This is a genomic window from Curtobacterium sp. NPDC089689 (genome assembly GCF_044749145.1).
GTDB lineage: Bacteria > Actinomycetota > Actinomycetes > Actinomycetales > Microbacteriaceae > Curtobacterium.
On record NZ_JBIVHJ010000004.1, the window covers coordinates 1 to 21,620 of the forward strand.

The window sequence follows — 21,620 nt, forward strand, 5'->3', positions numbered from 1 at the left end:
TTGTCTCCGAACCGAGCAAGCTCGGCCACGGGGTCAATAAATTGGCATTGACAATGTGCACGCTGTTGAGTTCTCAAGGACCAGACGCACTCCCCGCTCCACCCCGAACACGAGGCTTCGCCAGAGAGGCTTTCGATCTTGGTTTGACCACCGATGTGTCGTCGGACCAGGAGGCCCAGTGGCTCATCCCTGACGGGAGAGAACCGGTGGAGTAGTCATCCTAGGCGTCGAAGCGATCCAGCGCAAGGCCAGTTCTGAACTTCAGTGGAGGATGGTCCCGCTTGAGGCCGGCAGGCTCTGGGCTCTCGCTCCAGCCGCTCCGCCGCACCTTTGGGGTGACGAGTAAGAACTCTACGTGCGGACCGTGGGGAGCGCCAACCGGCCGCGCTTCCCGGGCGTGTCGCGTTCTGCAACACCTGGCCCCGGAACGCAGCGACGCCCGGCTCCCACAGGGGGAACCGGGCGTCGGCGTTCTCGGGCGATCAGCTGATCGACACACCCGCGAGGGTCTTCTTGCCACGACGGAGCACGAGCACTCCCCCCGGCAGCACGAGGTCCCCCACCGGTGCGGTCGGGTCCTCGGCCCGGGCATTGTTCACGTACACCCCGCCCTGGTCGATCGCTCGCCGGGCTTCGCCGAGGGACTTCACGAGACCGGTCTCGACGAGGGCGCGCGCGACATCGGCATCGCCGGGCAACGTCGTCGACCCCGGGAGCTCGGCGATCGCGGACCGGAGGGTCTGCTCGTCGAGGGTCGTCAGGTCGCCGTTGCCGAACAGGGCAGCGGCGGCGTCGATCGCGGCCTGGGTCGCCTCGACCCCGTGCACCACCGCAGTCACCTCGAACGCGAGGGCGCGCTGCGCCTCACGGCGGAACGGTTCGTCCGCGACGGCCTGCGCGAGTCGTTCGACCTCTGCCCGCGACAGGAACGTGAACTGCCGGAGACGCTCGACCACGTCGGCGTCCGAGGTGTTGAGCCAGAACTGGTAGAAGGCGTACGGCGACGTCATCTCCGGGTCGAGCCAGATGGCGTTGCCCTCGCTCTTGCCGAACTTCGTGCCGTCGGAGTTCACGATCAGGGGCGTCCCGAGCGCGTGCACGGCAGCGCCCTCGGTACGCCGGATCAGCTCTGTCCCCGAGGTCAGGTTGCCCCACTGGTCGGAGCCGCCGGTCTGCAGGGTGCACCCGTACTGCCGGAAGAGCTCCCGGTAGTCGAGGCCCTGGAGGATCTGGTAGCTGAACTCGGTGTAGCTGATCCCTGCGTCCGAGTTGAGGCGCGCGGCGACGGCGTCCTTCTTGAGCATCGAGTTGACGCGGAAGTACTTGCCGACGTCCCGCAGGAAGTCGATCGCGGACAGCGGTGCCGTCCAGTCGAGGTTGTTCACCAGCCGGACGCCGTTGTCACCCTCCGGGCTGAGGAACCGCGACACCTGGGCACGGAGACGGTCGACCCAGTCGGCGACGGTCTCCGGGGTGTTCAGCGTGCGCTCGGCGGTCGGGCGCGGATCGCCGATCAGGCCGGTCGAACCGCCGACGAGCGCCAGCGGCTTGTGCCCCGCCAGCTGGATCCGGCGCAGGGTCAACAGCTGCAGCAGGTTGCCGCAGTGCAGTGAGGGCGCGGTCGGGTCGAAGCCGCAGTAGTAGGTGATCGGCTCGCCGTCGAGGGCCTCCTTGAGTGCGGTCTCGTCGGTCGAGACGTGCACCAGACCACGCCAGCGCAGTTCGTCCCACACCGAGGCGAAGGTGGGGTCGTTCTGCTGGCGCGTCAGGACATCGAGCGCGGTATCACTGGACACCCGGCAATCGTAGCGGCCGGGAGGAGCGGCGCGGCTCCGCTAGTCGAGGGCACCCTTGTGCCGTCGGTACGTCGAGACCGTCGGGTCGCCCGTCAGCCAGAAGCGCCAGGGGAACCGCGCGCCGCCGGCGATGCCGCCGACGCCGGTGCGCGGTCCTCGCGAGATGCGGGGCACGCCTGCGGCGTCCCGCTCCGCCAGGAGCGCCTCGACGACCGCGGCCGGCGGGGCCGAGGCGAGCCGTGCCTCCAGGCCGGGTGCCAGCGTGAGTACGAACGGACCGGACCCGTCCAGGAGCGACGTGCCGTCGTCCGTGCCGAGGACGGCGCCGAGCGCGACGCCGAGGTTGCCCGGTCCGCGGGCGAGCGCGACGTCGGCGGGACGCGGTCCGCGGCGTTCGCGGGCGGTGTCACTCCCCGCGACGACCTCGCCGCCCCGGAGGAGTGATCCGGCTGACGTGCCCTCCGGGCCGCTGACGACGTTGACGCACGTGTGGATGCCGTACGAGCGGTAGGCGTAGAGCGTGCCCGGTGGGCCGAAGAGGTGGCGGTTGCGCTCGGTCATCCCGCGGTGGCCGTGGGAACCCGGATCGGTCGGGCCGTGGTAGGCCTCCACCTCGGTGATGCGGATCGCGACGCCGCGGCCGACGATCGTCGCGCCGAGCAGGGCCGGGGCGGAGATCGGAGCGGGCTCGGCGAGCAGTGCCCGCAGCGCGTCGGTCATCGGGTGAAGGGGGCGCCCTCCGCCAGCTCGCGGACGCGCTGGGTCAGGGACGTGAGCTGCTCCGCCACACGGTCCGGTGCGGTGCCGCCGGCTCCCGTGCGGGAGGCGACGCTGCCCTCGATCGTGAGGACCGAACGGACCTCGGGCGTGAGGTGCTCCGACACGGACCGGTACTCGTCGTCGGTCGGTTCGTCGAGCTCGATGCCGCGCTCCTCACAGTGGCGGACGAGGGCGCCGGAGACCTCGTGGGCGTCACGGAAGGGCACGCCCTGCCGGACGAGCCACTCGGCGACGTCGGTCGCGAGCGAGAAGCCCTGCGGCGCGAGCTCGGCCATCCGCCCGGTGTCGAAGGTCAGCGTCGCGATCATGCCGGTGAACGCCGGGAGCAGGACCTCGAGCTGCTCGACCGAGTCGAACACGGGTTCCTTGTCCTCCTGCAGGTCTCGGTTGTACGCCAGCGGCAGGCCCTTGAACGTCGCGAGCAGGCCGGTGAGGTTGCCGAGGAGCCGCCCGGACTTGCCGCGCGCGAGTTCGGCGATGTCCGGGTTCTTCTTCTGCGGCATGATGCTCGACCCCGTCGAGAACGCGTCGTGCAACCGGACGAAGCCGAACTCCTTCGTGTTCCAGAGGATGACCTCCTCGGCCAGGCGCGAGACGTCGATGCCGATCTGGGCGAGGACGAACGCGAACTCCGCCACGACGTCACGGCCGGCGGTCGCGTCGATCGAGTTCTCGGCCGGCCGGGCGAACCCCAGCTCGTGCGCGATCGCCGTCGGGTCGAGTCCGAGCGAGCTGCCGGCGAGGGCACCGGCGCCGTACGGGCTCACGCCAGCGCGGGCCGACCAGTCGCGGAGCCGCTCGAGGTCACGCACGAGCGGCCAGGCGTGCGCGAGCAGGTGGTGCGCGAGGAGCACGGGCTGCGCGTGCTGGAGGTGCGTGCGGCCCGGCATGATCGCGCCGGGGTGCTCGTTCGCCTGCTGGCTGAGGGCGTCCACGAGGTCGATCACGAGGTGGCCGATGCGCCGACCGTGGTCGAGCATGTGCATGCGGCCGAGCGTGGCGATCTGGTCGTTGCGGCTCCGGCCGGCGCGGAGCTTCCCGCCGAGTTCCGGACCGAGGTCGGCGATGAGCAGCCGTTCGAGCGCGCCGTGGACGTCCTCGTCGGAGTCGTCGGGCTGCAGCTCGCCCGTCGCGTGCGCGTCGGCCAGGCGGTCGAGGCCGGCGAGCATGCGCTCCAGCTCGTCCTCGGTCAGGTAGCCCGCGGCCTGCAGTGCCCGCGCGTGGGCGCGGGACCCGGCGATGTCGTAGGGCGCGAGCTGCCAATCGAAGTGCGTCGACTTCGAGAGGGCGGCCAGCTCGGCGCTCGGGCCGTCCGCGAAGCGGCCGCCCCAGAGGGCGCCGGTGTTGGTGGCGTCGGTCTTGGCGTGCGGGGCTGCGTCGGTCATGTCGTCCTGCGTCGTGTGGGTTCGTTCTGGGTGGTGGTCCGAGGGAGGCGACCGGCGGGTCGGACGCGGGTCGTGCCTCCAGGCCGGTGGTGGGACGGGGTCGGCCGATGGTGGGGCGGGGTCGGCCGGCGGTGGGGCGGGGTCGGCCGGCGGGGGGGGGGGGGGGGGGCGGGGGCCCCCCCCCCCCCGGGGGGGGGGGGGGGGGGGGGGGGGGGGGGGGGGGGGGGGGGGGGGGGGGGGGGGGGGGGGGGGGGGGGGGGGGGGGGGGGGGCCCCGGGCGGGCCCCCCCCCACCGGGGTCGCCTAGTTGGCGGCGTCGCGCCGGGCCGAGATCTTCGACGGCAGCGACCACAGCTCGATGAAGCCCTTCGAGAGGGACTGGTCGAACGTGTCGCCCGTGTCGTAGGTCGCGAGGTCGAAGTCGTAGAGGCTCTGCTCCGACTTCCGGCCCGTGACCGTCGCACGACCACCGTGCAGCTGCAGGCGGATGTCGCCCGACACGTGCTGCTGAGTGTGGTCGATGAACGCGTCCAGGCTGCGCTTCAGGCCGCCGAACCACAGGCCGTCGTAGACCAGGTCGGCCCACTCCGACTCGATGCCGCGCTTGTAGCGGTTCACGTCGCGCTCGAGGGTCAGGCTCTCGAGCTCCTCGTGCGCGGCGATGAGCGCCATCGCCGCGGGGGCCTCGTAGACCTCGCGCGACTTGATGCCGACGAGGCGGTCCTCGACGACGTCGATGCGGCCGACGCCGTGCTTGCCGGCGAGGGCGTTGAGCTCCTGCACGATGCGGAGGACGCTGAAGCGCTGGCCGTCGATCGCGACCGGCACACCCTGCTCGAACGTGATCGTGACCTCGTCGGCGTCACGCGGGACCGAGGGGTCCTGCGTGTACGAGTAGAGGTCCTCGATGGGAGCGTTCCACGGGTCCTCGAGGAAGCCGGTCTCGACCGCGCGGCCCCAGACGTTCTGGTCGACCGAGTACGGCGACTTCTTCGACTGCTCGATGGGCAGGTCGTGCTCGTTCGCGTAGACGATCGCCTTGTCGCGGGTGAGCGCGAGGTCGCGGACGGGCGCGACGCTCGTCAGGTCGGGCGCGATCGCGGCGACGGCGGCCTCGAAGCGGACCTGGTCGTTGCCCTTGCCGGTGCAGCCGTGCGCGACGCTGTCGGCACCGAGCTGCTTCGCGGTGAGGGCGAGGTGCTTCGCGATGAGCGGACGGCTCAGCGCGGACACGAGCGGGTAGCGCTTCTGGTAGAGCGCGTTCGCCTTGAGGGCGGGCACGAGGTAGTCGTCGGCGAACTCGTCCTTCGCGTCGACGACGACCGATTCCACCGCGCCGCAGTCGAGCGCGCGCTGGCGGATGGCGTCCATGTCCTCGCCGCCCTGGCCGACGTCGACCGCCAGTGCGACGACGTCCTTGCCGGTGGCGTCCTTGAGCCAGCCGATGCCGACGGAGGTGTCGAGGCCTCCGGAGTACGCCAGTACGACGCGGTCTGCCATGTGGTTTCTCCTTGGGGGTGGGGGTGTCAGTTGGTGGGGGCCGCGGCCGGTTCGACCGTGTTCGCGGCCGCGGCCGGTTCGACCGTGTTCGCGGCCGCGGCCGGTTCGGCCGCGTTCGCGGCCAGGAGCCAGGCGAGGAGCGCCTTCTGGGCGTGGAGGCGGTTCTCCGCCTCGTCCCAGATGATGCTGCGCGGGCCGTCGATGACCTCCGCCGTGACCTCGAAGCCACGGTCGGCGGGCAGGCAGTGCATGAACACGGCGTCGTCGGCGGCGTGCGCCATCAGCTCGTCGTCCACGCGGTAGCCGGCGAATGTGTCGAGCCGCGCCTGCTTCTCGTCCTCCTTGCCCATCGAGACCCAGGTGTCGGTGACGACGACATCCGCGCCGGAGACGGCAGCGACCGGGTCGGTGACCACGAGGACGGAGCCCCCCGTGACCGCGGCGCGCTGCTCGGCGTCCGACACGACCGACGCTGCGGGCGCGAAGGACTCCGGCGCGGCCACGCGGACGTGCATGCCCGCGGTCGCCCCGGCCAGCAGGTACGACTGCGCCATGTTGCTCGCGCCGTCACCGACGAACGCCACGGTCTGACCCGCGAGCGTGCCGCGGTGCTCGCGGATGGTGAGGAGGTCGGCGAGGAGCTGGCATGGGTGGAAGTCGTCCGAGAGGGCGTTCACCACGGGGACACGGGTGCCGGCCGCCATCTCCTCGAGACCCGACTGGGCGTAGGTGCGCCACACGATCGCGGACACCATGCGCTCGAGCACGCGTGCCGTGTCCGACGGGGTCTCCTTGCCGCCGAGCTGGCTGTTCGCCGTCGTGATGACGAGCGGGCTGCCGCCGAGGTCGGAGATGCCGACGTGGAACGAGACGCGGGTGCGGGTGGAGGACTTGTCGAAGATGACCGCCACGGACTGCGGCCCGGCGAGGGGCTTCGCGGCCCAGCGGTCGGCCTTCATCTGCGCCGCGAGGTCGAGGATCGCGGACTGCTCGGCCTGGCTCAGGTCGTCGTCGCGGAGGAAGTGGCGGGTCATGCGGAGGTCTCCTGGTCGGCGGTGCCCTGCTCGGCCGCGACCGCGGCCAGACTCTCACCGAGGATCGACACGAACTCGTCGATCTCGGCGTCGGACACGACGAGCGGCGGCGCGATGCGCAGACTCGACTCGTTCGGGGCGTTGATGATGAGGCCACGGTCGAGCGCGGCCTGGTTGACGGCGGGGCCGACCGGACCGGTCAGCCCGACGCCGATGAGCAGGCCGGTGCCCCGGACCTCCTGCACGAGCGGCGAACCGATCGACGCGATGCCCGCACGGATCCGCTCGCCCTTCGTCACCGCACCGGCGACGAGGTCCGCACGCTCGATCTCCTCGAGCACGGCGTTCGCGACACGGGTGCCGAGCGGGTTGCCGCCGAACGTCGAACCGTGCTGGCCGGCCGAGAAGAGGTCGGACGCCCAGCCGAACGTGACGAGGGCGCCGATCGGGAAGCCGCCGGCGATGCCCTTCGCGATGGTGATCGCGTCGGGGGTGAAGCCGTGCCCCTGGTAGGTGAACCAGTTGCCCGTGCGACCGACACCGGTCTGGATCTCGTCGAGGATGAGCAGCGCGCCGTGCGCCTCGGTCAGGCGGCGTGCCGCGAGCAGGAAGCCCTCGGGCAGGTCAACCACACCGGCCTCGCCCTTGATCGGCTCGAGGATGAGCGCGGCGACGTGGTCGTCGAACGCGGACTCGAGCGCCTCGACGGTGGAGTCGACGTGCTCGACACCCGGGACCATCGGCAGGAAGTCCTGCTGCAGCGCGGGCTTGCCGGTGAGTGCGAGCGCGCCCATGGTCCGGCCGTGGAAGCCCTGCTTCAGTGCGAGGATCCGGGTCTTGCTCCCGTCAGCGCCCTTGTTCAGGCGCGCGAGCTTGAACGCGGCCTCGTTCGCCTCGGCGCCCGAGTTGCCGAAGTACACGCGACCGGCGTCCCCGGCACCCGTGATGCGCTTCAGGCGCTCCGCGAGCTCGAGCTGCGGCGGCGTCGCGAAGTAGTTCGAGACGTGCACGAGCTTCGCGGCCTGGTCGGCGACGGCCTCCACGAGCGCCGGGTGCGCGTGCCCGAGCGAGTTCACCGCGATGCCGGCGAGGAAGTCGAGGTACTCGTTGCCGTCGACGTCCCACACCCGACAGCCCTCGCCACGCTCGAGCATGATCTTCGGCGGGGTCAGGGATCGCATGAGCGACGCCCCGAACCGGTCGTTCCAGGTCTCGGTCTGCGTCTCGGTGCTCACTGCTCGTGCCCCTTCTCGGTCGTGGCTTCGTGCTTGCCCGCGGTGCGGTCCGCGGCGCTGGACGTGGTGGTGCCGTGGTCCGTCGCGCTCGACGACGCGGACGCTGCGACGCGGCGGCCGATCTCGGCGTGGGTCATCTGGTTCTCCGTGCGTCGGCTCGGGTCCGGGATCACCTCGGTGCCCGCGCCGCGGAGCGTGAAGACCTCGAGCAGGATCGAGTGCGGGATGCGGCCGTCGATGATCGTCGCCCCGCCGACCCCGCCGACCACGGCGTCGAGGCACGCGGTCATCTTCGGGATCATGCCGGACTCGAGCGACGGCAGGAGCTCGCGGAGTTCCTCGACCGCGATGAGGTCGACGATGGAGTCGCGGTCCGGCCAGTTCCGGTACAACCCGGGGACGTCCGTGAGCATCATCAGCTTCGCGGCCTTGAGCGCGATGGCGAGCGCGCCAGCGGCGGCGTCCGCGTTCACGTTGAGCGCCTGGTCCGGGTGGGCGTCGTCGATCGCGATGCTCGAGACGACCGGGATCCGGCCGGCCTCGATCGCTGCGAGGACGCCGGACGGGTCGACGTGCGTGATGTCGCCCACGTGGCCGAGGTCGAAGTGCTCGCCGTCGACGACGACGCCCTTCTTCTCGCCCGTGAACAGGGAACCGCCGTCGCCGAACACGCCGACCGCGAGGCCGTCGCCGTGCTCGTTCACCAGCTCGACGATCTCGCGGTTGACTTCGCCGGCCAGGACGTCACGGACGACGGTGATCGCCTCGGTGGTGGTGACGCGGTACCCGCCGCGGAACTCGGACTCGATGCCCTGCTCCTTGAGCGCAGCCGAGATCTGCGGCCCGCCGCCGTGCACGACGACCGGGTGCAACCCTGCGTAGCGCAGGTACACCATGTCCTCGGCGAAGGCCCGCTTGAGGTCCTCGTTGATCATCGCGTTGCCGCCGAACTTGACGACGACGACCTTGCCCGAGAACCGCTTCAGCCAGGGCAGGGACTCGATGAGCGTCGCGGCCTTGACGGCGGCGAGCTCGTGCTCTTCTTCCTTGGTGAGGTCGTGGTCGCTCATCAGCTGGAGTACGCGCTGTTCTCGTGGACGTAGTCGTGCGTCAGGTCGTTCGTCAGGATCGTCGCCATGTGCGGCCCCACCCCGAGGTCGATGAGCACGTGGGTCTCCCGGCCGGTCAGGTCGACGGAGTCGCTCGGCTCGTCCGGCGCGCCCGCGTGGCACACCCGGACGCCGTTCATGCTCACGTCGACCGCGTACGGGTCGAAGTCGGCGTCGGTCGTGCCGATGGCCGCGAGCACGCGGCCCCAGTTGGGGTCGTTGCCGAACACGGCGGCCTTGAAGAGGTTGTTCCGCGCGACGCTCCGGCCGACGGTGACGGCGTCGTCCTCGCTCGCGGCGCCGACGACCTCGATCGCGATGTCGTGGCTCGCGCCCTCGGCGTCCTGCTGCAGCTGCTTCGCGAGGTCGGCGCAGACCGCGGTCAGGGCCTCCTGGAAGTCGCCGACCTCCGGGGTGGTCCCGCTCGCCCCGGAGGACATCAGGACCACGGTGTCGTTCGTCGACATGCAGCCGTCCGAGTCGACGCGGTCGAAGGTCACGCGGGTGGCCGCGCGGAGCGCCTGGTCGAGTTCGTCAGCGGGCAGCAGGGCGTCCGTGGTGATGACGACGAGCATCGTCGCGAGGCCGGGCGCGAGCATCCCGGCGCCCTTCGCCATGCCGCCGACGGTCCAGCCGTCCTCGGTCACGACCGACTGCTTCGGCTTCGTGTCGGTCGTCATGATGGCCGTGGCCGCGTCGTGCCCGCCCGTCGCGGACAGCGCCGCGGACGCGAGGTCGACGCCCTTCAGGACGTTGTCACGGAAGGTCTGGTCCCCGACGCCGATGAGGCCGGTCGAGCAGACGACGACGTCCCCTGCGCCGAGGCCCAGGGAGTCGGCGACCGCCTCGGCGGTGAGGTGGGTCGTCTGGAAGCCGAACGGACCCGTGAAGCAGTTCGCGCCTCCCGAGTTGAGGACGACCGCCCGGGCCACACCGTCGCCGACCACCTGGCGCGACCAGATGACGGGGTGCGCCTGGGCGCGGTTGCTCGTGAAGACGGCGGCGACCGCCGCCTCGGGGCCGTCGTTGACGACGAGCGCCACGTCCGGCTTGCCGCTCGCCTTGAGACCGGCGGTCACACCGGCGGCGCGGAAGCCCGCGGCCGCGGTGACGCCCTGTCCGGACGACCCTGCCTGGAGGCCCGGCTCGGTTCCGACAGGCTGACCTGCGTCGTGCTGGTTCGCGTCGGTCACGGTGCGACTCCGTCCACGCTGAGGCCGAGGGTCTCGGGGAAGCCCAGGGCGATGTTGGTGGACTGGACCGCTGCCCCGGCGGTGCCCTTCGCGAGGTTGTCGAGCGCGCTCACCGCGACGACGCGACCGGCTGCTTCGTCGACGACGATGCCGACGAGGCACGTGTTCGCCCCGATCGTGTCGGCGACCCGCGGGAACTCGCCCTCGGGCAGGAGGTGCACGAACGGCTCGTCGGCGTACGCCTGCTCCCACGCGAGCCGGACGTCACGGGCACTGACCCCGGGCGCGAGCTTCGCCGTCGTCGTCGCGAGGATCCCGCGGGACATCGGGACGAGCACCGGGGTGAACGAGATCGTCACGTCCGAGGCGCCGGCGACCTGCAGGTTCTGCTGGATCTCCGGGATGTGCCGGTGCTTCCCCCCGACCTGGTAGGCGCTCGCGGAGCCCATGATCTCGGAGGCGAGGTACGTCGTCGCGAGCTTCTTGCCGGCACCGCTCGGCCCGACGGCGAGCACCGCGACGATGTCGTCCGACTCGACGAGCCCGGCCTGGATGCCCGGCTGGATCCCGAGCGTCACCGCGGTGACGTTGCACCCCGGGACCGCGATCCGCTTCGTGCCGGCCAGTTCCGTGCGCTGCCGGCCCTGGGAGGCGATGTCGTCCTCGTCGCGCCACTCCTCCGCGGAGCCGGGCGCGGGTGCCGCGTGCAGGAGTTCCGGGAGCCCGTACGTCCACGCACCGAACCAGTCGCCGCCGTAGAAGGCCTCCCACGCCGCCGGGTCCGTCAGCCGGTGGTCAGCGCCGCAGTCGACGACGAGGGTGTCGTCGTCGAGCTCGACGGTGATCGCCCCGGACTGCCCGTGCGGCAGGGCGAGGAACACCACGTCGTGTCCGCGGAGGTTCTCGGCCGTCGTCTCCGCGAGCGTCAGGTGCGCCAGCGAGCGCAGGTGCGGCTGCGTGGCGATGAGCGGCTGTCCGGCGTTCGAGAACGCAGTCACCGTCCTGACGTCGAACTCGGGATGGGCGGAGAGCACGCGCAGGAGCTCACCGCCCGCGTAGCCGGAGGCTCCCGCCACGGCGACGGATACGGACATGGGATTCCACCTTTGGGTCGGACTGGTCGTCGAGAGAGTCGGAGGCGGCGGCCCCGGGCGGTGATCCTGTGGATCAGTCGCGCAGGGTCGCCCCGAATCGCTCGCCGGCACGTCGGACAGCGCCGTCACGGGCCTCGGAGGCCTCGGCAGCGGTCAGCGTGCGGTCCGTGGCACGGAAGCGCAGCGCGAACGTCAGGGACTTCTGTCCCTCGCTCACGCCGGTGCCCCGGTAGTCGTCCACGAGGCGAGCATACTCCAACAGCTCGCCGGCACCAGAGCGGACGACGTCGAGGACGTCACCGGCCGGAACGTCCGCGTCGACCACGAGGGAGAGGTCCTGCGTCGCCGCCGGGTAGGACTCGATCGGGGTGACCGACACGAGCTCCGGGGCCGCCGCGCCCAGGGCGTCGAGGTCGAGCTCGAGCACGGCGACCACGCGGGGCAGCACCGCGGCCTCGCTCAGCTCCGGCAGCAACTCGCCCGCGACGCCCACGACGGAGTCGCCGACGAGGAGCGACGCCGCGCGCCCCGGGTGCAGCGACGGGTGGGTCGTCTGGGCCACCGTCAGCTCGACGCCGACGGCCCAGGCGACCTCGTGGGCGGCGTCGAGCGCGTCCGCGATGCCGTACGGCTCCGCTGCGGCGCCCGGCTGCTTCGCGACCCGGTTGCCCGTGAGGAGCGCCGAGACGTGGAACGGCTGCGCCGGCAGGGACGCGTCGAGGGCGGCGAGGGTCTCGCGGTCCGGGAGCGCGGCGCCCGCGGGGACGTCGACGGTGCCGAGCTCGTGCCCGTCCGTCGGGAGGAAGACCCGGGAGGTCTCGTACACCGCGACGTCGACGAGTCCGCGCGACACGTTGCGCCGCGCGACGTCGACGAGTGCCGGCAGACCGCTGCGGCGGAGTCGGTTCTGCTCGCTGTCGAGGGCGTTGGCGAGCACGACGCTCGGACCGCCGTCGCCGTCGATGCCCGGGTAGGCGTCCTGCGTGGCGGCCGAGACGAACGGTGCGGTGACGACCTCGACCAGGCCGGCGGCGGCCAGGGCGTTCGCGACCCGGCGACGAGCCTGCTGGTGGCCGGTGAGTCCGCGGCCGGGCGGGGCGACGGGCAGGACGCTCGGGATGCGGCCGTAGCCGACGATCCGGGCGATCTCCTCGACCAGGGTGGTGTCGTCGCCGAGGTCCGGGCGCCACGTGGGCGGCGTGACCGCGAGCAGCTCGCCGTCGACCTCGACCGTGGCGCCGATCGCACGCAGGGTGTCGATGACCTCGGCGTCGGTGTACTCCACACCGATCAGCTCCGCCGGGCGCCCGATCCGCATCGCGATGGTCGGTCGGGGCGTCGAGTCGACGAGGGTCGAGCCGAGCGGGTCCGCGCTGCCCCCGGCGAGCTCGACGAGGAGCTCCACGGCGCGGTTCGCGGCCGCCTCGGACACGAGCGGGTCGACGCCGCGCTCGAACCGGCGGGACGCCTCACTCGGGAGCTTGTGGCGACGAGCGGTCCGGGCGATCGACACCTGGTCGAACACGGCCGCCTCGATGAGGACGTCGGTGGTCGTGTCGGAGATCTCCGTCCGGGCACCGCCCATGACGCCCGCGAGGCCGACCGGGCCGTCGCCGTCGGTGATGACGAGGTCTTCCGGGTCGAGCCTCCGCGTGACGTCGTCGAGCGTGACGAGGGTCTCCCCCGTGTGCGCACGCCGGACGCCGAGCCCGCCGACGACCTTCGCGAGGTCGTACCCGTGCAGCGGCTGGCCGAGCTCGAACATGACGTAGTTCGTGACGTCGACGGGGAGCGAGATCGAGCGCACACCGGCGAGTGCCAGGCGCGACACCATCCACGCCGGTGTCTTCACGGTCGGGTCGATGCCGCGGACGACCCGGGTCACGAAGGTCGTCGCGCCCTGACGGCCACGGATCGGCGCCTGGTCGTCGATGGCCACCGGGAAGCCCTCGGCGGCGCGGGGCGTCACGCGGTCGACCGGGTCGCGGAACGAGGCTCCGGTGGCGTGCGCGTACTCGCGGGCGACACCGCGCATGCTCATGGCGTAACCGCGGTCCGGGGTGACGTTGATCTCGACCGCGGCGTCGTCGAGGCCGAGCAGGGCGATGGCGTCCGCTCCGACCTCGGGCTCCATCCCGAGGTCGGCGAAGCGCAGGATGCCGTCGTGCTCGTCGCCGAGGCCGAGCTCGCGCGCCGAGGCGATCATGCCGTCGGACACGTGGCCGTACGTCTTGCGGGCGGCGATCGGGAACGGGCCGGGCAGCACGGCGCCGGGCAGCGTCACGACGACGAGGTCACCGGCGACGAAGTTGTGCGCGCCGCAGACGATGCCGCGGGGCTCCGGCTCGCCGACGTCCACCTGGCACCAGTTGATCGTCTTGCCGTTCTTCTGCGGCTCCGGCTCGAGCGACAGCACCCGGCCGACCACGATCGGGCCGGTCAGGTCGTAGGTGTGGACGTCCTCTTCCTCGAAGCCCACCGACACGAGCGCCGCGTGGACGTGCTCGAGGGTGGCGTCTTCGGGGAGGTCGACCGACTCACCGAGCCAACGAAGTGGGACGCGCATCAGACCACCGTTCCGAACTGCTGCGAGAAGCGGATGTCGCCCTCGAGGAAGTCACGCATGTCGTTCAGGCCGTTGCGGAACTGCAGCGTCCGCTCGATGCCCATGCCGAACGCGAAGCCCTGGTACTCGTCCGGGTCGATGCCGGCGGCGCGCAGGACGTTCGGGTTGACCATGCCGCAGCCACCCCACTCGACCCACCGGGCGCCACCCTTGGCGTTCGGCTGCCAGACGTCCATCTCGGCGCTCGGCTCGGTGAACGGGAAGTAGTTCGGGCGGAGACGGATCTGCGCCTCGGCGCCGAACATCTGCCGGGCGAAGTGCTCGAGCGTGCCGCGCAGGTGCGCCATCGTCAGGCCCTTGTCGATCGCGATGCCCTCGACCTGGGTGAAGACCGGCAGGTGCGTGGCGTCGAGCTCGTCGGCCCGGTACACGCGCCCGGGCGCGATGACGTACAGCGGCAGTTCTCGGGAGAGCAGGGAGCGGACCTGCACGGGCGACGTGTGCGTCCGCATGAGCAGGTGCCGTTCGACGGGCTCGACGAAGACGGTGTCGGCCATCGCTCGGGCCGGGTGGTCCTGGTCGAAGTTCAGCGCGTCGAAGTTGAACCACTCGTGCTCGAGCTCGGGGCCCTCCGCGACTTCCCACCCCATGCCGACGAAGATGTCCGCGACGGCGTCGTTCAGGAGCGACAGCGGATGACGCGACCCCGGTGTGCGACGCGACGGCAGGGCCGTGACGTCGACCCGCTCGGACTCGAGCCGTGCGCGCTCCTCGGCCTCGGCCAGGACGGACTCCTGCTCGGCGACGGCCTGGTTGACGCGACCGCGGGCCTGGCCGACGAGCTTGCCCGCCGCGGCCTTCTGCTCCGGCGGCACACTGCGCATCGACGCGTTCATCCGCGCCAACGGCGACTGCTCACCGGTGTGCTCGGCCCTGGCCTGCTTCAGCTCGGCGACGGTCGTCGCAGCGCGGACGGCCGCGAGGGCGGCGTCCACGGCGGCGCTGACGGCCGGTTCGCTGATCTCGAGGTGTTCTGACACGAGGCCCAAGCCTACCGGCCGATGGGATACCGCCGTCCTGTACCCGTCGGACGGTGGAGGGAGACGACGCGTCAGCCGGCTGTGGAGGAAGCAGCCGCGGCCCGCTGCGCGAACGCGCTCTCGTACAGGCACACCGAGGCCGCCGTGGCGAGGTTCATCGACTCCGCCTGCCCGTAGATCGGCACCTTGACGGCACGGTCGACGAGCGCGAGGTCCTCGTCGGTCAGCCCGCGGGCCTCGTTGCCGAAGACCCACGCCGTCGGTCCGTCGAGCATCCCGTCGGCACGGACCTCCGGGAGGTCGTCGCCCGATACGTCCGCCGCGAGCACCGTGTAGCCGAGGGCTTTCGCCCGCCCGACCGCGTCGGCGAGCGTCACACCGACCGAGACCGGCACGTGGAACAGCGAGCCCGTGGTCGAGCGGACCACCTTCGGGTTGTACGGGTCCACCGAGCGCCCGGTGAGGACGACCGCGTCGGCGCCGGCGGAGTCGGCGGCGCGGATGATCGTGCCGGCGTTGCCGGGGTCCCGCACCTGCTCGAGGATCGCGACCAGCCCGGGGAGGGAACCCTCCGTCGCGGAGTCGCCACGAGCCTCCAGGCCGTCCGACGGGTCGACGGGAGCCACGTCGACGGAGGCCGGATCCGGGAAGACCGACCGCACCGACGTCGGGAACTGCTGGCAGACGGCGACGACGCCCTGCGGCGTGACCGTGTCGGCCATGGAGTCGAGCACCTGCTCGGTCACGAACCAGGTGTCGACCGGCGCGTCGTCGAGCGCGTAGCGCGCGGCCGCGGTCGGCGTCACGTAGAGCTCACGGAGGAGCTCCGGGCGGTACTCGAGCGCCTCCCGGACGGCCTGCGGCCCCTCGAGCAGGAACAGTCCGGTGTCGGCGCGGACGTCCTTCTTGGCGAGGGCGGCCACGGCACGGACACGGCCGGCCTTCGGGTTCTCGAGGAGATCGCTCACGGGCACCAGTCTAGGAACGCACGAAGCCCCCGCTCCGCGGACGGAACGGGGGCTTCGTGGTGCAGCTGGCGTGACTACGCGGCCTTCGGGGCCGAGGTGTCGGCCGGCAGGGCCTTCTTCGCGGTCTCGACGAGCGCCGCGAACGTGTCGGGGTTGTTCACCGCGAGGTCCGCGAGGATGCGACGGTCGACCTCGACGCCGGCCAGGTTCAGACCCTGGATGAGGCGGTTGTAGGTCAGGCCGTTCGCACGCGACGCAGCGTTGATGCGCTGGATCCAGAGGCGACGGAACTCGCCCTTCTTGGCGTGACGGTCGCGGTACGCGTAGACGAGGGAGTGGGTGACCTGCTCCTTGGCCTTGCGGTACAGACGCGAACGCTGACCGCGGTAGCCCTCGGCGCGCTCGAGAACGACGCGGCGCTTCTTGGCGGCGTTGACCGCTCTCTTTACTCGTGCCATTGATCTATTCCTTTACGTTCCGCCGGCTCAGTGGCCGAGAAGCTTCTTGACGTTCTTCGCGTCGGCCTTCGCGAGGACCTGGTCCTCGTTGAGGCGGGCCTTGCGCTTGGCGCTCTTGACCTCGAGGTTGTGACGCATACCGGCCTGCTGCTTCATGATCTTGCCGCTGCCGGTGACCTTGAAGCGCTTCTTCGACCCGGAGTGGGTCTTCTGCTTGGGCATGGAGTGCCTTTCCGTGGGATGGGTGTGGGGAGCCGCGTCGTCGCGGGTTCGGTCGGGGAGACCTACTCGGCCGGAGCGGCCTGCTGCTCGGAAGCGGCGGGGGACTCCTCGCCGTTCTTCGCGGCGTGCTCCGACGCGCGACGCTCGGCCTTCTGTGCAGCACGCTTGGCGTTCTGCTCGCCCTTGACGTCGGACTTGTTCTTCAGCGGAGCGATGATCATCGTCATGTTGCGGCCGTCCTGGGTCGGACGCGACTCGACGACACCGAACTCGGCGATCTCCTCGGCGAACCGCTGCAGGAGGCGGACGCCCTGCTCCGGGCGCGACTGCTCGCGACCGCGGAAGAGGATCATGGCCTTCACCTTGTCGCCACCGAGGAGGAAGCCCTCGGCGCGCTTGCGCTTGGTCTCGTAGTCGTGCTTGTCGATCTTCAGGCGGAACCGGACCTCCTTCAGGTCCGTGTTCACCTGGTTGCGACGCGCTTCCTTGGCCTTCTGCGCAGCCTCGTACTTGAACTTGCCGTAGTCCATGATCTTGGCCACGGGCGGCTTCGAGTTCGGGGCGACCTCGACCAGATCCAGTTCGGCTTCCTGCGCGAGACGCAGGGCCATGGCGATCGGGACAACGCCGACCTGCTCACCCTGGGGGCCGACGAGTCGGACCTCGGGAACGCGGATTCGGTCGTTGGTGCGGGGATCGGTGATGCGGAGCTCCTTCAATCAGGTGGTTGGCCGTCCGGGGCTGTTGCCCTGGACGACGGCACGAGAGAGGAGGTCTGACGCACGGATCGGAACCCGTTGCACCGCCCGACGTCGTCCCTTGCGGGAGGACCTGCCGTGCTCGTGGTGCTGAGCCCGGCGGAGCGATGGGGACCCGGTAGCCTGGTGGTGCACAGCCGCGGGTGGGAGAGACTCCTCTTTCGCAAGACGCCGTTCGAGCCCCCGAGGGCGCACGGACAGCATCTGCCGCGACAGAGTCTAGCAGAGGAGCACCGTGACCGACACCCCGCCGAACGAGCCCACCGGAGCCGACGAGGCGCGTGACATCGCGGAGGTGCCGGCGGTCGAGCTCATCAACACCGTCGCGGTGCACCTGCTCAGCGCCGCGGCCGTGAAGGTCGGGCTGGCCGACGACCCGCAGGAGCAGACCGACCTCGACGAGGCGCGGAAGCTCATCACCGCCCTCGCCGGCCTGGTCACCGCCGCCGCGACGGAGATCGGCGACCACCACGCCCGTCCGCTGCGCGACGGGCTCCGCTCGGTGCAGCTCGCGTTCCGCGAGGCCTCCTCGATCCCGGACGCCCCGGGCAAGGGCCCCGGCGAGAAGTACACCGGCCCTGTCAACTGACGTGACCGGATGACGGCCTGGAGGCCCGTGGCGGCGTCGCCACGGGCCTCCAGGCCGTCAGGTGGGTGCGTCGGCGAGCGCTGCGCGCGCGGACCCGTCAGCCAGCGCTGCGCGCGGCCAGCCGCGCGACGGCCGCCAAGGGGATGCCGACCCAGTCCGGCCGGTTGCGGCTCTCGTAGACGACCTCGTAGACGGCCTTGTCGAGCTCGAAGGCGTCGAGGACCTCGCGGTGTGCGCGGAGGTCGCCGCCGGTCCCCTGCTCGTAGCCGGTGAGGAACGCGCTGCGGGCCTCGTGCGCCCAGTCGCCCGTGTCCACCGGGTCGACGTCACGGGCGAGCGCTCCCGCCACGTAGTCGAACGACCGCAGCATGCCCGCGACGTCGCGCAGCGGGACGTCGGGCACCGAGCGCTCGGCGAGCGGGCGGAGCGGTTCCCCCTCGAAGTCGAGGAACACCCACCCCCGCTCTCCCGGCGCCGCGAGCACCTGGCCGAGGTGCAGGTCACCGTGGATGCGCTGCAGGTCCGGCCACGACGCCTCGGCGGCCCGTGCGTACACGGCACGCACGGCGTCGGCGTGCTCGGCGACCGCCGGCGCCTCGCGTTCGGCCGCGGCGAGGCGGGCGTGCATCGTGGCGAGGGCGTCACGGCGGCGGTCGTCCGTCGCGGGTGTGGTCGGCAGGACCTCCGCGAGCGTGCGGTGCACCTCGGCGAGCGCCGCGCCGAGCCGTGTCGCGTCGTCGGCGAAGGCGACACCTGCGCGGGCGTCGTCGAGCGCCACACGCCAGGCGTCGCGGGTACCCGGGAGGAACTCCTGCGCGACGGCGAGGTGGCCGGTGGCGGTGCCGTCCGGTCGCCCGGTGTCGGGCCAGCTGCCGCGGAGCGCACCGTAGACCGCCGGCACCCGGGTGCTGCCGGCCGCGGAGAGCGCGAGCTGCGTGGTGACGTCGGGGTTGTCGCCGTGGTGCAGGACGCGGAACACCTTGACGATGACCTGCTCGCCGGCCTCGGTGTCGCAGATCACGGAGGTGTTCGACTGCTCGCCGGACAGCACGCGCGCGGCGGTCACGGTGCCGATCGGGCGGAGCGACCCGGGGTCCGCGTCGATCCGGGCGGCGAGCCCCCTGACCCACTCGAGGTCGGCCGTGGCGTCGGTCAGGCCGCCGTCGCGGACCACGACGGGCGCCTGGTAGAGGACGGCACCGGTCGCGGCGTCGTCGAGGACCAGCCGGGTGTCGTCGTCGGTCGACAGCGTGCGGAGCGTCGGGCCAGCGCCTCCCTTGGCGGCGTACCAGCGCTGTGCGGCGATCCACGGGGCGAGGTCGTGGTCGGACGGAGCGTCGCTCATGCCGCGGAGGCTACGCGCCCGGCGCTGGGGAGGTGGGGGACGCCGGTGCTCGCGGTGCTCGCGGTGCTCGCGGTGCTCGCGGTGCGAGGATGGCTGGGTGCCGCACTACCTCGAGGACCTCGCCGCCGGTCAGACCTTCACCACCCCGGGGCGGACGATCACGGAGGCCGACGTCGTGTCGTTCGCCTCGTGGACGAACGACAACAACCAGGTGCACACCGACGTCGAGTTCGCGGCCCGCACCCGCTACGGCCAGCGCGTCGTGCACGGACTGCTCGGGACGTCGCTCTGCCTCGGCCTCATCGCGCGGACGGGGGTCTTCGAGGGTTCGGCCGTGGCGCTGCTCGGCATCGACCAGTGGCGGTTCACCGCTCCGGTGTTCATCGGCGACACCGTGACGTGCACGGTGGAGATCCTCTCGACGCGGCGGACGAGTTCGGGGACGACGGGCATCGTCGAGCGCGCGGTGTCGCTCCGCAACCAGCACGGCGAGGTCGTCCAGCAGGGCCGGATGGACGTCATGGTGCTGACACGGGACGCCGCGATCGCGTGACGAACGACACCGGACCCGCTCGTTGCCACACCTCTTTACAACGATGTACGAACGGGTCCAGCATGGACGCATGAGCACGCTCGCCGGCAACGACGCCGCCCCCACCGCCCTCCCCGTCGCGACCGAACAGGACGGGACGTACCCGCGGCCGCAGCTCCTCCGCCCCGCCTGGGCAGACCTCGACGGCACGTGGTCGTTCCGCAACGACGGGGACGACGCCGCCTGGCGCTCGGGCTTCCCGGACGCGCGGGACATCACCGTGCCGTTCCCGCCGGAGTCGGTCGCGTCCGGGATCGACGAACCGGGCTTCCACCCCGTGGTCTGGTACTCCCGGCAGCTCACCGCAGCCGACCTCGTCGCCGCCGGGTACTCGTCCGCGCAGCCCCGGCTGGTCCTGCACTTCGGAGCCGTCGACCACCGTGCGCGCGTCTGGGTCGACGGGCAGTTCGTCGGCGAGCACGAGGGCGGTCACACGCCCTTCGCGTTCGACGTCACCGACGTGCTGACGGCCGACCCCGACGCCGTGCACACCCTCGTCGTCCGTGCCGAGGACGACCCGCTCGACCTGACGCAACCCCGGGGCAAGCAGGACTGGCACGAGGAGCCGCACGCGATCTGGTACCGCCGGACCACCGGCATCTGGCAGACCGTGTGGCTCGAGGCGGTGCCGACCGTGTCGATCGCGGCGCTGCGCTGGACGAACGTCGACCACGCCACGGTCCGGCTCTCCGTCCGGCTCGCCGGCACCCGTCCCGGCGGCGAGCGCCTCCGCGTCGAGGCGTGGTGGGCCGACGAGCACCTCGCGACCGTCGAGTCCGCGCTGGGCGACGTCGCCCGGTCGAGCGCGATCGACACCGAGTTCGACGTCGTCGTGCCGCTCCCCCGGCAGACGAACGGCCAGGCCGAGGACGAGCTCGTCTGGACGCCCGAGACGCCGCGGCTCGTCGACGCGACCGTCACCCTGCTCGACGCGGGCGGCACGACGACCGACGCGGTCGCGAGCTACTTCGGTGTCCGCACCACCTCCATCGGCCAGGGCGCGTTCCTGCTCAACGGGCACTCGTACGACGTCCGCAGCGTCCTGAACCAGGGCTACTGGCCGGACTCGCACCTCGCCGCCCCGTCCCGCGAGGCCCTCCGGCGCGAGGTCGAGCTCATCAAGGAGCTGGGCTTCAACGCCGCGCGGAACCACCAGAAGGTCGAGGACCCGCGCTTCCTCTGGTGGGCCGACAAGCTCGGACTGCTCGTCTGGGGCGAGATGCCCGGCGCCTACGCGTTCTCCCCCACGGCGGTGCAGCGGTTGGTACGGGAGTGGATGGACGCCGTCGAGCGCGACGCCTCGCACCCGTCGATCGTGACCTGGGTCCCCGCGAACGAGAGCTGGGGCGTGCAGCACATCGCGGACGACCCGGCCCAGCAGGCGTACGCGCGTGCACTCGCGGACGTCGCCCGGGCCCTCGACCCCACCCGCCCGGTGATCTCGAACGACGGCTGGGAGCACCCCGCGTCGGACATCCTCTCGGTCCACGACTACGAGGGCGACGGCGCCGTGCTGGCCCGGACCTACGCCGATGACGCGGCCCGCACGGCGCTCCTTCGAGGGATGGGACCGGCCGACCGGCAGATCCTCGTCGGTGGCGCGGTCGACGAGGGGCAGCCCGTGATGCTCACCGAGTTCGGTGGCGTGAACTACCAGCCCGGCGTCCAGCGCGAGGACGGCTGGGGGTACACCTCAGCGTCCGACGGGGACGACTGGATCGCGCGCATCACCGGCCTGTACGACGCGATCCGCGCGAGCACGTTCCTCGCCGGCTCCTGCTACACCCAGCTCACCGACACGATGCAGGAGACGAACGGGCTGCTCAACGCCGACCGCACGCCGAAGGTCCCGATCGAACAGATCCGCCGAGCCGTCACCGGTCGGTGACCGACGGTCCGTCGCCGTCCGGCTGGCGCGACCGCGTCTGCCGGACGGCGACGGCAGCGACCGCTGCTG

The 21,620-nt window shown here is 71.7% G+C and carries 19 protein-coding genes; 3 read left to right on the forward strand and 16 right to left on the reverse strand.

The window, feature by feature from the left end; genetic code table 11:
* Positions 1-482: 482 nt before the first annotated feature.
* From tyrS to infC, 15 genes are all read right to left on the reverse strand, one after another.
* Entirely contained in the window at positions 483-1,796 is a 1,314-nt protein-coding gene (tyrS, locus tag ACIPYW_RS14835) for a tyrosine--tRNA ligase (RefSeq protein ID WP_400414848.1), read from the reverse strand.
* 39 nt (positions 1,797-1,835) lie between these two features.
* On the reverse strand, positions 1,836-2,516 hold the full coding sequence (locus ACIPYW_RS14840) for a DNA-3-methyladenine glycosylase (RefSeq protein ID WP_400414850.1): 681 nt from the start codon (positions 2,514-2,516) through the stop codon (positions 1,836-1,838).
* Entirely contained in the window at positions 2,513-3,961 is a 1,449-nt protein-coding gene (argH, locus tag ACIPYW_RS14845; protein ID WP_400414853.1) for an argininosuccinate lyase, read from the reverse strand. The genes ACIPYW_RS14840 and argH overlap by 4 nt, the downstream gene beginning before the upstream one ends.
* 302 nt (positions 3,962-4,263) lie before the next feature.
* Positions 4,264-5,460 carry an argininosuccinate synthase gene (locus tag ACIPYW_RS14850; protein ID WP_400414855.1) on the reverse strand — a complete coding sequence of 399 codons (1,197 nt, stop codon included), beginning with the start codon at positions 5,458-5,460 and terminating at the stop codon, positions 4,264-4,266.
* 26 nt (positions 5,461-5,486) lie between these two features.
* Positions 5,487-6,494 carry an ornithine carbamoyltransferase gene (argF, locus tag ACIPYW_RS14855; RefSeq protein WP_400414857.1) on the reverse strand — a complete coding sequence of 336 codons (1,008 nt, stop codon included), beginning with the start codon at positions 6,492-6,494 and terminating at the stop codon, positions 5,487-5,489.
* The gene (locus ACIPYW_RS14860) at positions 6,491-7,675 is read right to left on the reverse strand and encodes an acetylornithine transaminase (RefSeq protein WP_400415246.1); all 1,185 of its coding nucleotides are present in this window, start codon (positions 7,673-7,675) and stop codon (positions 6,491-6,493) included. Before ACIPYW_RS14860 ends, argF begins: the two co-directional genes overlap by 4 nt.
* Before the next feature lie 50 nt (positions 7,676-7,725).
* Positions 7,726-8,799 (reverse strand): acetylglutamate kinase, encoded by a 1,074-nt coding sequence (gene argB, locus ACIPYW_RS14865; protein ID WP_400414859.1) that lies wholly within the window; start codon positions 8,797-8,799, stop codon positions 7,726-7,728.
* Complete coding sequence (gene argJ, locus ACIPYW_RS14870) at positions 8,799-10,031, reverse strand: bifunctional glutamate N-acetyltransferase/amino-acid acetyltransferase ArgJ (RefSeq protein ID WP_400414862.1); 1,233 nt, start codon at positions 10,029-10,031, stop codon at positions 8,799-8,801. Before argJ ends, argB begins: the two co-directional genes overlap by 1 nt.
* Complete coding sequence (locus tag ACIPYW_RS14875) at positions 10,028-11,125, reverse strand: N-acetyl-gamma-glutamyl-phosphate reductase (protein ID WP_400414864.1); 1,098 nt, start codon at positions 11,123-11,125, stop codon at positions 10,028-10,030. The genes argJ and ACIPYW_RS14875 overlap by 4 nt, the downstream gene beginning before the upstream one ends.
* A 73-nt stretch (positions 11,126-11,198) precedes the next feature.
* A complete protein-coding gene (gene pheT, locus ACIPYW_RS14880) occupies positions 11,199-13,691 on the reverse strand; it encodes a phenylalanine--tRNA ligase subunit beta (protein ID WP_400414866.1) in 2,493 nt (830 codons plus the stop codon).
* On the reverse strand, positions 13,691-14,731 hold the full coding sequence (pheS, locus tag ACIPYW_RS14885) for a phenylalanine--tRNA ligase subunit alpha (RefSeq protein WP_400414868.1): 1,041 nt from the start codon (positions 14,729-14,731) through the stop codon (positions 13,691-13,693). Before pheS ends, pheT begins: the two co-directional genes overlap by 1 nt.
* Positions 14,732-14,802: 71 nt before the next feature.
* Positions 14,803-15,699 (reverse strand): TrmH family RNA methyltransferase, encoded by an 897-nt coding sequence (locus tag ACIPYW_RS14890; RefSeq protein ID WP_400414870.1) that lies wholly within the window; start codon positions 15,697-15,699, stop codon positions 14,803-14,805.
* 74 nt (positions 15,700-15,773) lie between these two features.
* On the reverse strand, positions 15,774-16,157 hold the full coding sequence (gene rplT / locus ACIPYW_RS14895; RefSeq protein WP_058726112.1) for a 50S ribosomal protein L20: 384 nt from the start codon (positions 16,155-16,157) through the stop codon (positions 15,774-15,776).
* Between the two features lie 27 nt (positions 16,158-16,184).
* Positions 16,185-16,379 carry a 50S ribosomal protein L35 gene (gene rpmI / locus ACIPYW_RS14900; RefSeq protein ID WP_022903519.1) on the reverse strand — a complete coding sequence of 65 codons (195 nt, stop codon included), beginning with the start codon at positions 16,377-16,379 and terminating at the stop codon, positions 16,185-16,187.
* A gap of 62 nt (positions 16,380-16,441) precedes the next feature.
* Positions 16,442-17,098, reverse strand: coding sequence for a translation initiation factor IF-3 (gene infC, locus ACIPYW_RS14905; protein ID WP_290133788.1), 657 nt, complete (start codon positions 17,096-17,098; stop codon positions 16,442-16,444).
* 274 nt (positions 17,099-17,372) lie between these two features.
* Between infC and ACIPYW_RS14910 the strand changes: the two genes are divergently transcribed.
* Positions 17,373-17,726 (forward strand): DUF1844 domain-containing protein, encoded by a 354-nt coding sequence (locus ACIPYW_RS14910; protein ID WP_058726113.1) that lies wholly within the window; start codon positions 17,373-17,375, stop codon positions 17,724-17,726.
* 97 nt (positions 17,727-17,823) lie between these two features.
* Here the strand turns inward: ACIPYW_RS14910 and ACIPYW_RS14915 are convergent, their stop codons facing one another.
* A complete protein-coding gene (locus ACIPYW_RS14915; protein ID WP_400414873.1) occupies positions 17,824-19,071 on the reverse strand; it encodes a phosphotransferase in 1,248 nt (415 codons plus the stop codon).
* Positions 19,072-19,168: 97 nt separating this feature from the next.
* On the opposite strand from ACIPYW_RS14915, the gene ACIPYW_RS14920 reads away from it, so the two are divergent.
* Entirely contained in the window at positions 19,169-19,624 is a 456-nt protein-coding gene (locus tag ACIPYW_RS14920) for a MaoC/PaaZ C-terminal domain-containing protein (RefSeq protein WP_400414875.1), read from the forward strand.
* Positions 19,625-19,694: 70 nt separating this feature from the next.
* Complete coding sequence (locus ACIPYW_RS14925; protein ID WP_400414877.1) at positions 19,695-21,551, forward strand: glycoside hydrolase family 2 protein; 1,857 nt, start codon at positions 19,695-19,697, stop codon at positions 21,549-21,551.
* Positions 21,552-21,620: the final 69 nt, after the last annotated feature.